We start from the raw sequence: 14,520 nt of genomic DNA on the forward strand, positions 1-14,520 counted from the left end.
GCGCGCGGCCGAGCCTGTCAGGGTGGGGTGTCGAGCAGTGCGTCGAGCATCTGCGGCAGCGTGCGGGACCGATCGTGTGCGGCCGCCACGCGAGCCCGACCGTCCTCGTGCAAACGCGACCGCAACCGCGGATCACCGGTGACCCGCTCGATCGCCGCCCGCAACGCGGCCGGATCGCCGGGGGGAACGCACACCATGACGCGGTCATCGGCGTAACCGCCGTGATCGGTGGCGATCACCGGGACACCCAGGCTCATCGCCTCGAGGACGACGAGCTGGCCGGCCTCGGGCAGCACGCTGGCCGAGATCACCGCATCCCAGCCGCGCATGGTGGTCATGGCGTCGACCTGACCGAGGAACACGACCCGACCGGCGAGGTCGGGCTGCTCGGCGCGCTCGCGGAGCTCGGCCAGATACGCCACGTCGCCGGGCAGTGCCCGACCGGCGATCTCGAGCCGGACCTCCGGCAACCCCGCGACGGCTTCCAGCAGAACGTGGTGGCCCTTCCAGGAGGTCACCACCCCCAGGATCCCGATCACCGGTGGCGTGCGCTCGACCACGGGCGCGGGTTCGACCGGCCAGGCCACACCGTTGAACGCGACCTCGACCTCGAAGCCGCGCCGGCGCAGCGGCGCGGCGGCGGTCTCGGAGACCGCGACGGCGTGGCCCACCGCCGCGCGCCCGGCCCACGCGGCGCCGTATTGCCGTCGGCTGGCGAGGATGTCGTGGACCAACCAGGCTGCCGAGCGCCGATGCGGACGGGCCAGCGCCAGCGCGGGCAATGCCATGGTCGAATTGACGATGACTCGGGTTCGGCTGTCCCGCAAAGGCTGACGTAGCCGCCACGCCGCACCGATCCAGTTCCTCAGCATGACCGACGCGGCGGTCAACCGGCGCAGACCCCGTTCACCCGCCAACCCCAGCGGGGCGATGCCGATGTGCTCGACTCCCACGGGCAGCCGTTCGCGCAACAGACCGTCCGGGCAGGCGACCCGCACCCGGTAGCCACGTTCGAGCGCCGCGTCCACCAGCGCGAGCATGACGTTCTCCGCGCCCGACGCCTGTCCGGTGTGCGCGACGAACACCAGCTCGCGCACGTCGTCACTGCCCGGCACGCAGCACCTCCGCGCGGGCGCGGACCTGTGCCAGTGCCGGTTTCGCCGAATAGTCACGACGGAGCATGCCGAAGTTGTCCTCCAGGTCCTGGCGGTCGTCGCCCGCGTCGATCAGGGAGTAGACGAAAACAGGGCCGACATTGGGCATGGCCGCGATCAAGTCCAGTCCGCTGCCGAGTATCTCGGCTTGGGTCTGCTCGTCGACCGCGCGCGCCCCGGTACCGGTCGGCGCGCCGAATTCGGTGGGCCACAACCGCTTCGACGTGTCGCCGCGAGCGTCCATGATCGCGCGGAGGCGAGTCAGGTTCTGGAAGGCGTTGTCCCGGCTCGGCGCCGCGGGCAGCTCCGGATAGGAGTACGGGTGCACCGCGACGGCGTCGAAGTCGGGAGCCGAGCCGAGGTCGTAGAGGCGCTCGACGAACGTCGAGGGCGCGATGTCGCGACCGTTGTCGGCGGCCGGCGCCAAGCCGCCGACCAGCACCTGGCCACCCGGCTGGCGGGTGCGCACGGCCGTCGCCGCCTGGTGGAGCAACTGCGCGTACAGGCCCACATGGGGTAGCGGCGCGAAGAAGCTGGTGACATTGGGCTCGTTCCAGACCTCCCAGTGCTTGATCTGATCGCGGTAGCGCTCGACCGCGTCGGCGGCGAATTGGCCGAACAGCGCGGGATACGGGGCGACCTTGTTGCCGCCGGGCCCCGGGTTCTGACGTGCCCACGGCGGTGAGTAGGTCAGGATGGCCAGCACGTGCAGTCCATGGGCGCGCGCCGATCGAACCACTCGATCGGTCATCGACCAGTCCTTGCGGCCACGATCGTGCTCGATGAGCGACCAGTCCAGATCCATCCTGATCCAGGTGGCGCCCGCGTCGACCACGCCCGACATCTGACGGTCCAATTCGCCGGTGCTCATCGCGAGCCACGAGTGCCCGCCCGCGATCCCGAGTCCGGTCTCGTTCACGCGCTCATCGAGCACGGTCGACGTCGTCGGTGTCGCGCATCCGAGCAGGGTGAGGGTGAGGGCCACGGTGGTGATCATCCGAGCGAATCGCCACAGTGTCATCAGTTTTCGGCCCTCGCATGCTTCGTATCGTCAATCCGTCGGTCCAGCGCACTACGCAGCCGGCGAGGAAAAGGTACAACACACCGGCCACCGTGGAGGTGACAATCCAGGGCGGCTCCCACCGCTGCTGAATCATCGTCGCGGGGACGATCACCGCGGCGGCGACAGCGCTGACCGACACCACCGAGGTGACCGGGATCAACCGCCCGATCCGTACCGTGGCGACCAGGGCGAGCCACACCCCGATCAGCAGAACGACGTTGGCCACCAGACCGGCGATGGCCGCGCCTTCGAACGACAGCCACGCGATCAGCGGCCACGACAACGCCAGGTCGACTGCCAAGGCGAGCAGCGCGATCCAGGGAATCAGGTAGTTCCGCCCGGCCGCCATCAGCGCGACCAAGCCCAGATGCGCCAGCGCGCCGAGCAGTCCGCCGATGATCTGGTAGCGACTCGCGTCGACCGCGGACCCGAACTTCGCACCGAAGAGCAGATCGATCACCTGGGTCGCGACCGGCCAGAAGGCGACCAGCGCGGCAAGGCCCAGGGCCGTCAGCGCGGCACCCGCCTGGCGGAAGTAGCGCCGGAACCGGGTGGGGTCGGCGGGCCACACCGCGATCAGCAGGGTGGTCAACGGGGCCACGACCGCGATCGCCGCGGTGTCGACGAGGTCGGCGAATTTCATGCCGACCGCGAACATTCCGACGGATTCGAAGGTGTCGAAGTGACCCAGCAGCAGCAGGCCGACCTTCTGCAGCATGATGATCAAGGCCAGGCCGATGCTCAGCGGCAGCGCCTCGCGCAGCATGCCGCCCCACCAGCGCAGTTCGACGCGGCGCGCCGGGATGGGTCCGCCGAGTCCCCGACCGACGCCGACGATCTTGATCGCGAGGGCGATCAGTTCGTACACCACGGCGGGGATCACCACGATCAGCAAGGTCGGTGCCCACAGCACCGCGAGGACGGTCAGCGCCACCTGGACGGCGCGTGCGATCGCCTCCGCCGCGGCGACCAGGGTCAACCGCATGGTCGACTGGAACAGCACGGTGAGCGCGTTGCTCGGCGTCGCGACCACCACGACCAGCCCCGCGATGGCCGTCGCCGCGATGACCTCCGGTGGGCAATCGAGCAGCACCACGTAGCCCAGGGCCACGCCGTAGCCCAGCAGCCCGAGTGCGGTCCGCAGCGCGATGAACGAGGTCGCGATCTCGGCGACCTCGGCGGGCTCGCCGTGCACGAGTTTGCCGATGACCGCGCGCCCGACACCCAGATCGGTGACGATCGCGAGCATGCCGAGCAGACCGAACACGAAGGAGAAGTAGCCCCATTCGACCGCGGGCAGCATGCGGGCGGTGAGCATGGTGCCGAGCAGACCGAGCACCGCGGCGAAGATCCGGCTGGCCAGCATCGCGGCGGTGTTGCCTGCGGCGGCCCGGCCCGACATCGAGACGCCGCCCTCGGCCGGTTGCTCGGGAATCGACGGTTTCGCCTCGGTCGTCACGGAATCAACCCGGCGCCGCGATAGGCGCCGACCGTCGCCTCGGCGGTGGCCCGCCAGCTCAGTTTCGACGCCGCGACGAGACCACGCTCACGCAGTGCGGTGTTGTCGGCGCTGTCGTGCAGCAGGGGGCGCACGGCCGCCGCCCACGACTCGACATCGGCACGCGCGACCAAGACGGCACCGTCGCCACAGATTTGGGGCAGCGCGCCGACCGCGCTGGCCACCACCGCGCCACCGCACGCCATGGCCTCCACCGGCGGCAGCCCGAACCCTTCGTACTCCGAGCAGTAGGCCACCACGGTCGCGGCGGCGTACAGCGCGGGCAGATCGGCGGCGTCGACGTAGCCGAGACCGATTGCCGTGGCCGGGGCCTGCGGACCGGCCGATCCGGCCCCGGCCAACACGAGCGGAATGTCGAGGGCGCGCGCCACGTCCGCGAGCATCGCGACCTGTTTGCGCGGCTCGACGGTCCCCACCTGCAGGATGAACCGAGGTGGCAGGTCGTAGTCGGCACGCACCCGCTCCACCGCGGCGGGCTCGGGGACACGCGCCCAGCCGGCGGGAGCGAGCGGCACGACAACCGCCGTCCGGCCGAACTTGTCCGCGATCCGTTCGGCGGTGAACTCCGATACCGCGATCAGCAGATCGGCACGCGTCAACGACGTCCGGACCAGGATCTGTTCCCCGCGTGCCCGATACCGGCTGAACGCCCACGGCACATCGAAGACCGACAGGTCGTGCACCGTGGCGACCGTGGCACGCGGGCCGATCAGCGGAAGATCGACATCGAGCCCGTGGAACACCTCGACACCGCGCAGCGGCGCGACGCCGTGCCACGCGCGGCGCGCACCCGACGCGACCGGTCGCGACACCGCCGAGACGGTGGGCGGCAGCGAGCTCGCCGCGTCGGCTTGGACCAGCGCCGACAGTTCGGCGTCCGGCAGCAGCGCGGGCAACTGCGCCAGCAGTTCCCGCTGATAGGTCGACACCCCGGCGCCGTCGGGTCGGTAGGCCAACGCCCCGAAACACACGGTGGGTCGGCTGTTCGCAGCAGTATTCATGACACCTGTTCGGGGACGGGGCTGCGCTCGACGGCCCGGACTGGGGAGTGCTGGGAGACCGCGCAGCCGACAACCGCGGCGAGCAGCCAGAAGTAGAAATCGCTGGGAAAGATCTCGAAGTAGCTCGACGCGACCGCCGCGACCGCGCTCGACAGCACGGCCGCCGCGACCCCGAGCGCCAGCGCGGCGTCGTTGCCGGTCATCGTGCGGGCCGAACGCAGCGCGAGCAGATAGATCACCACCAGGATCGCGCAGAACAACCAGACCCCGATCGGCCCGAGTTCGATGAGCAACTTCACGTAGTAGTTGTCGGGTTGGTACGGGCGCCCGTAGATCTGGACTTCGCCGGTGGCATAGGGCAATTTCTCGGCGGCCGGGCCGAGTTCGGCCACGAGTTGGGCCGCCTTCGCCGCCCCGGTCGAGCCGAGGCCGTCACCGAACGGATGACTGGGCACCGTCCTGGTCACGACCTTCCATCCGGTCTCGCGCGCGGCCAGGCTGTCCGAGGACAGCAGCGAACTGCGCGCCTGCGACGACGCCCCGACGCCGACCACCGCGATCAACGCGACCCCGCCGATGAGCACCGCTTTGAGCTGTCGCCGATAGCGGACGATCGCGAGCACCAGCACGCCGATCAGCAAACCGAGCAGCGCGGCACGCACGACGCTGGCCGCGACCCCGGCCACCAGGACCGGGGTCGACAGCAGGAACAACCGATTGCGGAACCGTTTCGGCGCGGCCAGCGCCACTGATCCACCCACCAACAAGACGGTGACCAGATAGAACGCGAACGGGAACGGTTGGTTGAACGACCCGAACGAGCGCATCAAACCACCGGAGAACCGGATGGTCTCGTTGAACTTGTAGCCCATCTCCGCGAGCCCGGCGGGCCCGATCGCCTGCTGCGCCAAGCCGAAGACCGCGATCCCGACCGACTCGACCATCATGATCGTGATGAGCAGATCGCGATCGCGCGCGGTGAACGGCCGCAGATACAGAATCAGCGGCACCACGATGAAATAGAAGAACGTGATCTTGATCGCGAAAATGCCCAGAATTCCCGCGGTCAGGAACGCCGACCCGACCCCGAACACGCACAGCACCACGCCGAACGACCACCACGGCAACACCGGACGCGGATCGACTCGCCCGTGGGGGACGAACGCCGCCACCGCGAGGGTGAGCAGCAGCATCGCTTCTTTCCAGCCGTCGACCCGCATCCACGCGGGCGCGATCAGCAGCAACCCGTTGAAGGGCACCAACGCCGCCACCAGCAACACCCCGCGTTGGGGCCGATGCCAGATCCAGCGCAGGAACACCCATGCCACCGGCAGGGCCGCCACGTACAGCAGGGAGTTCACTGCTGTAAGCCTCGTCCGAACAACCGCGCGGCCCTCGCCGAGACCCGGACCAGCGCCTGCCGCAGCACGCGACCGTCGCCGATCAGGACATCGATCACACCCACGCGGTCGCGGAATTGCCGACGCTGATGGTGGTTGAACCGCAGCACGTCGACGAATTTGCTCGCCGACGAGGTCGTGCTCGAGTAGTTGAACGCCGACGCGCGGTTGATCGCGAGCACCCGATCGTGGCCGAAGAACTCACCGCGTTCGCACAGTTGGGCGACCAGATCGACATCCATCGCGTACAGGAAGTTCGTGCGAAAACCGGTGGTCACGGCGAAATCGGCGCGACGGAACAGGAACGCCGCGGTCGGGCACACGTCGTCGGGCATCTTTTGCACGAGCGTGCGCAGCACGGTCCGCGACGAGCATCGACCCACCAGTCCCGGCAACCCGCGCCCTTGCGCGAGCATCACATTGTCGTCGTCGACGACGTCGAACTTGGCGCCGACGACCGCGATCTCGCTGTCGGCCATCGACTCGACCTGCGCCGACAGGCATCCCGGGGTGATCATGTCATCGGCGCAGACCAGCTTCACCAGCTCGCCACCGGCCAATTCGATCGCCCGATTCCAGTTCTGCACGATCGGCAACGTGGTGTCGTTGGTGTACAGCCGAATCCGCGCGTCGTCGAACGCGCGCACGAGATCGCCCGTTCCGTCGGTGCTCGCATTGTCGACGACCACGATCTCGAAGTCGTCGAAATCCTGCGCGCTGATCGACTCCAGCGTCTCGACAATCGTGCGTGCCGCGTTGAAGGCCGGTACACATACCGACACCCGAACCCCCACAGCCGTTACCCCTCAATGACATCCATTTGCCGACGGCTCCGCCGTCCCGCACCCATCGAGGGCGAACGGGGATCAGACTACCCGCAGGGCTTCGCGGATGTTCGCCGAGGAATTCCCAACGACTTACTCGCGGACGAACAGTGCAGGTTCGGCGGGATTCAACGACGTTCGCCGACGCGACCGCCGGGCGGGCCTGGGGTATCGTCATCGCAACTCGGTCGTGCCGAAGTGACGGCGTACCGGCTTCGGGAGCCGGTGATCGAGCAGTGTTGATGCGTGGAATGTGGGGGAAGTGTGAGCAGTACCGAGTCGCCGTCGACCGCCGACCTCGACTCCGGCGGGCGATCGATGCCGGCGGTGAACATCGCGGGCCATCTTCGTCAACTGATCCGGGTGCTGCCGTTCGCCCTGGTTGCCGCGATCCTCGTCGGCGGCGCGGTGTGGTTGATTCGCGACGGCAGCGAGCGCACCTACCAGGCGAGCATCACCGTCCAGATCTCGCAACCGTCGATCGGCGCGGTGTTCAACGAACTCACCCAGCCCTACATCGTGATGGTCACCGATACCCGCGTGCTCTCGGATGTGGTGAAGAACGGGCTCGCACCCTCGGAAGCGGATCTGCGCTCCCGGGTGTCGGCGATGACCGGCCCCGCGCCGTCGTTGCTGATCATCACCGCCGAGGCCGGCTCGCCCGAGCAGGCCTCGAAATTGGTCGTGGCGGTCGAACAGTCGCTCGACAGTGTCGGTTCCCAGATGCGGACCGAGGCGATCGCACGGTCCGCGGCCGATCTGGAGGCACACCGGCGCGCGGTCGAGGACACCTTCTCCAAGCGCCTCTCCGATGACCCGCTGCGCCCGGAGCTGAGTTTCGACGCCCGCGACGTGGCGCGCGAGACCGAGTTCCGTCAGGTGCTCGGCCCGGCGCGCCTGACGGTGCTCACCGCGCCGTCGTGGGAACTGGTCGCCCCGCATCCGGTGCAGGAAGGGCTGTTCGCCGCGCTGGCCACATTGATCGTGGTCGCCGAAGGTCTGGTGCTGGCGGTGGTGGCTCGCGATCGCCGGCGTGGCGGCACAAAGCCTGCCGCGACCCCGGACGTCGACATCGACAAGGTAGCGCCCGCAGCCGACACCCGGGTGCCCGCGGCCGACACCCGAGCACCCGCAGCCGACACCCGAGCACCCGCAGCCGACACTCGGGTGCGCGCAGCCGATACCCGAGCACCCGCGGCCGATACCCGGGTGCGCGCGTCGCCGACTCCCCCGGCACCATCGTTCGACACGCCTCCACGCCGTGCCGCCCCGGTCACCCCGCGCTCGGCCACCATCTCGCACGACCCCGAGACCATGGCGCTGCCAAAGGTCGGGTACACGCCGAGCAGTCCGCGCGCGACCCCCACCGAATCACGCGACAGCTAGCTCGGCGGCGTGAGCACTTCCTACCGAAGCAAGCAGCGGCCGAACGACTCGGAGTTGTCGCAGCTGATTCTCGGCCCGGTGCGACACAACGGCCACTCGATCCGGCTACGTCCACCCCGAATGTCGGATTTCGCCGCGTGGCGCGAGATCCGGCTGCACGACCGCGCCCACATCGAGCCGTTCTGGAGCACCTCACCGCTGCCGTGGGACAGACGGCACACCGCACGGCGCTGGGCGCGCGAATGCCTGCTCGCCCGTGTCGATATGCGTGCCGGACGCTGCTACGCGGGCGCGATCGAGGTCGACGGACAGTTCGTCGGACAACTGGAGTACTGCGTCATCGACACCGCGACGGGGACCGCCGAGTCCAGCGCCTGGATCGACGCGCGCTGGGCCGGCCACGGGGTGATCACCGTGGCGGGCGCGATGTTGCTCGACTACGGGGTGACCGTGCTCGGACTGGTCCGCGTCGTCGCGCCGATCTCACCCGCCAATCTGCCCGCCGCCGGATCGGTGCGCGCCCTCGGCTTCCGCAAGGAAGCCACGATGGCCTCGGCTTTCGACGCGGGTGGGTCGCTGCGTGACCACGCGTTGTGGGCGTGGACCGCACGCGACTGCTCGGCCCCGGTGACTTCGGCGATCGCGCCACAGCTCGAAGCGCCGTCCGCTGATCGCTTCTCGCGCGCCGGTTCGCCGTCACCGGCGATCATCGCGATCGCCGCGCTGCGACTGTTGCTGTGGGTGGTCACGCACCGTCTGCGTCGATACACCCTCGTCCGAGCTGTGCGGATCACCGTCGCCGACGCCCCGGCCATCTCGGTGCGCAGCCTGTCGCGTGTGGATCGGGTCGGCTGGCAAGCGGCCGCTACCGCGCACTGTGCCCGGCTCGCGCCGATCGACCGGCACCGGCATCGGCGCGAGTGGCATCGCGCGCTGCGCAACGCCCGGCACGGGTTGCGATCTCCCGCCGGGTTGGTCCTCGTCCTTCGCGCCGACGGCCGCTACGCCGGGGAGATTCGGCTGTTCGAACCGACGATGAGCGGGCGCGTCGCCCGCCTGTCGGCCTGGGCCGATCCCGAACTCGTCGCGGCCGCACAGCTGGGGGCGGCGCTGCGAGCGGTCGCCGAACACGGCTTCGGCGAGCTCGGGCTTCGGCGGATCGCCGCCGAAGTTCCCAGCGCCGATCTCCTGTCGAACGCTGTGGTGGCTGCCGCCGGTTTCACCGAAGAAGGTGTGCTGCACGACCATTGCGGCCCCACGGGCGTCCGCGCCGACCACCGCCTGTGGGCACTGACCACACCACCGAGTCACGGAGGTCGTCCCTGATGCGAACGTTCCAGCGCAGCAATGCGATCCAGGACCGGCTGCACGATCTCGTGCCGGGCGGTGCGCACACCTACGCCCGTGGCGCCGATCAGTATCCGGAGAACATGGCGCCGATCCTGGTGCGCGGCAAGGGCGCGCACGTGTGGGACGCCGACGGCAATCGCTACGTCGAATACGGGATGGGGTTGCGGTCGGTGACGCTCGGTCACGCGTACCGACCGGTGCTCGACGCGGTGTCGTCGACCATCGCCGACGGGGTCAGCTTCACCCGCCCCACCGAGCTGGAACTGCTGGCCGCCCAGGACTTCCTGGATCTGGTGCCCGGCGCCGACATGGTGAAGTTCGCCAAGAACGGTTCCGACGCCACCACCGCCGCGGTCCGCCTGGCCAGAGCGGTGACCGGCCGCACCGCCGTCGCGGTCTGCGATCAGCCGTTCTTCTCCGTCGACGACTGGTTCATCGGCACCACCGAGATGGCGGGCGGCATCCCCACCGTCGACACCGTGAAGTTCCCGTACAACGATCTCGACGCTCTCGCCGCGACACTGGCGGACGGCTCCGTGGCCGCGGTGTTCCTCGAGGCCGCCACCGCCATGGCCGAACCACTGCCCGGATATCTGGAAGGTGTTCGCGCACTGTGTGATCGGTACGGCACCCTGCTGGTGTTCGACGAGATGATCACCGGCTTCCGCTGGTCGGCCGGGGGCGCCCAGACCGTGTACGGCGTGACACCGGACCTGTCGTGCTGGGGCAAGGCGATGGGCAACGGCTTCCCCCTCTCCGCGCTCGCGGGCAAGCGCGAGTACATGGAGCGGGGCGGGCTGCGTACCGATCAGGAGCGGGTATTCCTGCTCTCCACGACGCACGGCCCGGAAACGTCGTCGCTGGCCGCGTTCCGGGCGGTGGTCCACGCCTACCGCACCGAGGACCCCGTCGGGCGGATGGAACAGGCGGGCAGTGCGCTCGCCGACGGCGTGAACACGATCGCCGCCGACCTCGGCATCGCCGATTTCCTTCAGGTGCGCGGCAGGCCGTCCTGTCTGATCTACCGCACCATGGACGCCGAAGGCGCACCCTCGCAAGCCTTTCGAACGTTGTTCCTCCAGGAGCTGCTGGTTCGCGGCGTGCTCGGCCAGTCGTTCGTCACCTCCGCCGCCCACGACCCCGACGCCGTCGCCACCACGGTCGCGGCCTGCGCCGAGGCGGCGCAGGTCTACCGCCGCGCCCTCGAGCGAGGCACCGTCGACGGGCTGCTGCGCGGCCGGCCCGTCGCCCCCGCCGTGCGTCGCACCGCCGCACCCCGACAGATCGAAGCGAGCACCCGCCGATGACCCGTGTCGCCATCGTCCACGAACGTTTCACCGAATTCGGCGGTTCCGAGGCCGTCGTCGGCGAATTCGTCGAAACCTGGCCCGATGCCGAGGTTTTCGCGCCGATCGTCGCGCCCGGCGGCCTGCGCGAACCTGTGCGTTCCGTGCACGACACCTGGCTCAGCACGGCGCACACCTATACCGGTGGCAGGCACGCTCCCCTGCTCCCGCTGGTCCCCCGCGCGCTGCGCCGAATGCCGTTGCGCGACTTCGATGTCGTCGTGATCAGCCATCACGCGTTCGCCACCCAGGCCGCCTTGGCGACCGACGCGCCTGTGGTCGCCTACGTCCACTCCCCCGCGCGCTGGGCCTGGGATCGCGAGTTCCGCGCACAGGAGGCGGGCGGACGGGTCGGCCAGCTGGCACTGGGCGCGCTGGGCACCCTCGCTCGACGTGGCGAACTGCGCGCCGCGCCGCGGCTGACGCACGTCATCGCCAACTCGCACGCGGTCGCCGAGCGGGTCACCCAGTGGTGGGGTCTGCCCGCTTCAGTCGTCAACCCGCCGGTGCAGGTCAGCCGCTTCACCCCCGACCCGTCGGTCGAACGTGAGGACTTCTTCCTGTGCGCGGGCAGGCTCGTGCCCTACAAGCGCGCCGACCTCGCCATTCGCGCCGCGCAGCGGGCCGGGGTTCGCCTGGTCGTCCTCGGCGACGGCCGGTTCCGCGCCCAGCTCGACGAGATCGCGGGCTCGGAGACGACCTTCCTCGGCGCCACCTCGGGCGAGCTGCTGCAGGACATGTACCGGCGCTGCCGAGCCCTGCTCATGCCGGGCATCGAGGACTTCGGCATCGTCCCGGTGGAGGCGATGGCCTGCGGGACGCCGGTGCTCGCGGTCGGGGCCGGTGGCGCCCTCGATACGGTGCGCCCCGGCGTCACCGGCGAATACGTACCGGCCGGCTCCGATGAAGACGTCGTCGCCGCGCTCGCCGACACGATGCGTGAATTCCGCTCGGCGTCCTACGATCCCGCGAAGATCCGCGAGCACGCCAACACCTTCGCCCCCGAGGTGTTCCGCACCAGGATCGCGAGCACTGTCGGCGACGTCCTGGCGGATCGGTCGCGACGGTAGCGGCAAGTTGTCTGAAACTCGCGGTTACTGAAAGTATCTGTCACACATACCCTTTGACCTGCGGTGATGCGTGACAATTCCCACACGGTGATACCACGCCATCCGCTTGCCCGGCAAGGTTACTGACGAGTACGGTAAGCGTAGCCGGGACGACGATGTGCCCGGTTTCTCTCCAGCCACTTTTGCTGCTGGACCTCAACCGTTGATTTCGCATTCACCGCCGCATGCCGATCACTGTTGCGCGACACCGTGTTTCGAGATTTTCAGGAGGAGCGATGGTTTCCTACATCGTGACAGGCGGTACCGGATTTCTGGGTCGACGCGTGGTGCGGGGGCTGCTCGCAGCCGACCCCACCGCGATCGTGCACGTGCTGGTGCGCGCCGAGTCGCTGGCCAAGTTCACCGCGCACAATGCGCAACATCCCGACAGCGACCGCGTGTTCGCGCTGGTCGGGGACCTGACCGCCGAGGGCCTCGGCCTCGGCGACGGCGCGCCGCGAGCCGATCACGTGCTGCACCTCGGCGCGGTCTACGACATGACCGCCGACGAGGAGACCGCCCACGCGGCCAATGTCGCGGGCACCCGCTCGGTGATCGAGCTGGCCCGCAGCCTCGACGCCACCCTGCACCACGTGTCGTCGGTGGCGGTGGCGGGCGATCATCGCGGCAAGTTCTTCGAGGAGGATTTCGACCTCGGCCAGAACCTGACCTCGCCGTACCACCGCACCAAGTTCGCCGCGGAGAAGCTTGTTCGCGAGGCCACCGACGTGCGCTCGCGGGTGTATCGCCCGGCGATCGTCGTCGGTGACTCCCGGACCGGCGAGATGGACAAGATCGACGGCCCGTACTACTTCTTCTCGGCCATTTCGGCCCTGGCCGGCCTGCCGTCCGAACTGCCGTTGCCGCTGCCCGATCTGGGTGCGACCAATGTGGTGCCGGTCGACTACGTCGCCGAGGCGATGGTGCGACTGGTGCGCCGCGACGGTCTGGACGGGCGCACGTTCCACCTGGTCAACCCGCGGCCGCAGCCGTTCGGGGAGATCTATCGCGCGCTCGCCACCGCCGCGGGCGGCCCCGTCGGTATCGGCACCGTGCCCGGCAGCGCACGCGCGTTGAGCGGGCTCGGTCACGTTCCCGGCGCGAACACGGTGCGCGACTTCCTGTTCGAACAGGCAGGCATTCCCGCCGAGGTCGCGCCCCACGTCGGATTCACCGCCGACTTCGTCTCCGACTCCACCCAGGCGGTCCTGCCCGGCCTCACCGTGCCCGCGTTCGACACCTACGCCGACCGGCTCTGGGATTTCTGGCGCGGCAATCTGGACCCGCACCGCGGCCGTCCCGCCGCCGACGCGCACCCGCTCTCGGGCCGCACGGTGTTGATCACCGGCGCGTCCTCGGGGATCGGCCTGGCCACGGCTCATGCCGTCGCCCGCCGTGGCGCGATCGTGCTCATGATCGCCCGTGGCGTCGAAGACCTCACGGCCGCAGCGGAATCCGTGCGCGCCGAGGGCGGCACCGCGTTCGCCTACCCCTGCGACATCACCGACGCGGAGGCGGTGGACCTCCTCGTCAAGACCGTGCTGACCGAGCACCACCACGTCGACTACCTGATCAACAACGCGGGTCGCTCCATCCGCCGTTCGGTGGCCAATTCGGTGGACCGGATGCACGACTTCGAACGGACCATGGCGGTCAACTACTTCGGTGCCGTCCGCCTCATCCTGGGTCTGCTCCCCTCGATGCGCGAACGCCACTTCGGCCACATCGTCAACATCTCCTCCATCGCCGTGCAGACCAAAGCACCTCGCTTCGCCGCGTATGCCGCGAGCAAGTCGGCTCTGGACAACTTCAGCGATATCGCCGCCGTCGAGAACCGCAGCGATGGTGTCTCTTTCACCTCTATCCGGATGCCGCTCGTCCGCACCCCGATGATCGCGCCCACCGACCTCTACCGTTCGCTGCCCCTGCCCGACCCGGACCGGGCGGCCGACATCGTGGTCCGCGCGCTGCTGGAACGCCCCGACCGCATCGATACCCCCGCGGGCACCTTCGCCCAGGCGGTCGAGATGTTCCTGCCCTCGCTCAAGCGCACGATCATGCACACCGGGTTCCGGTTCTTCGGCGAATCCACTGCGGCACAGGGCAAGCCTCGTCCCGCCGCGGTGACCGAGCCCGCCGAACCGGCACGCAATGCCCTCACCGTCCTCGGCCCGGTCTTCGCGCCGCTGATGGTGATGCCGAACTCGGCGGCCCGCATGAGCCGGGTGCTGCCCGGCGTGCACTGGTGACATCACCCTGAAACCCCGGCCGGGGGCCGCGGTGGGGGGGGGCGGCCGGGGGGGGTGGCCGCCGGGGGGGGGCGGGGGGGGATTCAAAAAATGAGCGGGCGACGCAGACGAGTGGGGTG

Annotated in this window: 11 protein-coding genes; 5 read left to right on the top strand and 6 right to left on the bottom strand. The window is 69.4% G+C overall.

Annotated features, from left to right (window positions below):
* Positions 1 to 17 precede the first annotated feature (17 nt).
* From ACFWFP_RS09970 to ACFWFP_RS09995, 6 genes are read right to left on the bottom strand one after another with little or no spacing between them, the layout of a single operon-like run.
* Positions 18 to 1,115: a glycosyltransferase family 4 protein gene (locus ACFWFP_RS09970; RefSeq protein WP_379294361.1), complete on the bottom strand. Its 1,098-nt coding sequence runs from the start codon at positions 1,113 to 1,115 to the stop codon at positions 18 to 20.
* Positions 1,102 to 2,151, bottom strand: coding sequence for a beta-xylosidase (locus tag ACFWFP_RS09975; protein ID WP_379294362.1), 1,050 nt, complete (start codon positions 2,149 to 2,151; stop codon positions 1,102 to 1,104). The genes ACFWFP_RS09970 and ACFWFP_RS09975 overlap by 14 nt, the downstream gene beginning before the upstream one ends.
* Positions 2,078 to 3,676 carry an oligosaccharide flippase family protein gene (locus tag ACFWFP_RS09980; protein WP_379294363.1) on the bottom strand — a complete coding sequence of 533 codons (1,599 nt, stop codon included), beginning with the start codon at positions 3,674 to 3,676 and terminating at the stop codon, positions 2,078 to 2,080. Before ACFWFP_RS09980 ends, ACFWFP_RS09975 begins: the two co-directional genes overlap by 74 nt.
* The gene (locus ACFWFP_RS09985; protein WP_379294364.1) at positions 3,673 to 4,737 is read right to left on the bottom strand and encodes a glycosyltransferase family 4 protein; all 1,065 of its coding nucleotides are present in this window, start codon (positions 4,735 to 4,737) and stop codon (positions 3,673 to 3,675) included. Before ACFWFP_RS09985 ends, ACFWFP_RS09980 begins: the two co-directional genes overlap by 4 nt.
* On the bottom strand, positions 4,734 to 6,098 hold the full coding sequence (locus ACFWFP_RS09990) for an O-antigen ligase family protein (RefSeq protein ID WP_379294365.1): 1,365 nt from the start codon (positions 6,096 to 6,098) through the stop codon (positions 4,734 to 4,736). The genes ACFWFP_RS09985 and ACFWFP_RS09990 overlap by 4 nt, the downstream gene beginning before the upstream one ends.
* Positions 6,095 to 6,931, bottom strand: a complete 837-nt coding sequence (locus ACFWFP_RS09995) for a glycosyltransferase family 2 protein (protein WP_379294366.1) — start codon at positions 6,929 to 6,931, stop codon at positions 6,095 to 6,097. The genes ACFWFP_RS09990 and ACFWFP_RS09995 overlap by 4 nt, the downstream gene beginning before the upstream one ends.
* 294 nt (positions 6,932 to 7,225) lie before the next feature.
* Here ACFWFP_RS09995 and ACFWFP_RS10000 point away from each other — a divergent pair, with 294 nt between their 5' ends.
* The 5 genes from ACFWFP_RS10000 (at position 7,226) to ACFWFP_RS10020 (ending at position 14,401) form a co-directional block, all read left to right on the top strand.
* On the top strand, positions 7,226 to 8,347 hold the full coding sequence (locus tag ACFWFP_RS10000) for a hypothetical protein (RefSeq protein ID WP_379294367.1): 1,122 nt from the start codon (positions 7,226 to 7,228) through the stop codon (positions 8,345 to 8,347).
* Positions 8,348 to 8,356: 9 nt separating this feature from the next.
* The gene (locus tag ACFWFP_RS10005) at positions 8,357 to 9,673 is read left to right on the top strand and encodes a GNAT family N-acetyltransferase (protein ID WP_379294368.1); all 1,317 of its coding nucleotides are present in this window, start codon (positions 8,357 to 8,359) and stop codon (positions 9,671 to 9,673) included.
* Positions 9,673 to 11,004 (top strand): glutamate-1-semialdehyde 2,1-aminomutase, encoded by a 1,332-nt coding sequence (locus tag ACFWFP_RS10010; RefSeq protein ID WP_379294369.1) that lies wholly within the window; start codon positions 9,673 to 9,675, stop codon positions 11,002 to 11,004. The genes ACFWFP_RS10005 and ACFWFP_RS10010 overlap by 1 nt, the downstream gene beginning before the upstream one ends.
* Positions 11,001 to 12,113: a glycosyltransferase gene (locus ACFWFP_RS10015; protein WP_379294370.1), complete on the top strand. Its 1,113-nt coding sequence runs from the start codon at positions 11,001 to 11,003 to the stop codon at positions 12,111 to 12,113. The genes ACFWFP_RS10010 and ACFWFP_RS10015 overlap by 4 nt, the downstream gene beginning before the upstream one ends.
* Positions 12,114 to 12,388: 275 nt before the next feature.
* The gene (locus tag ACFWFP_RS10020; RefSeq protein ID WP_379294371.1) at positions 12,389 to 14,401 is read left to right on the top strand and encodes an SDR family oxidoreductase; all 2,013 of its coding nucleotides are present in this window, start codon (positions 12,389 to 12,391) and stop codon (positions 14,399 to 14,401) included.
* Positions 14,402 to 14,520: the final 119 nt, after the last annotated feature.

The organism is Nocardia sp. NPDC060249, from assembly GCF_042728755.1.
Taxonomy (GTDB): Bacteria; Actinomycetota; Actinomycetes; order Mycobacteriales; family Mycobacteriaceae; genus Nocardia.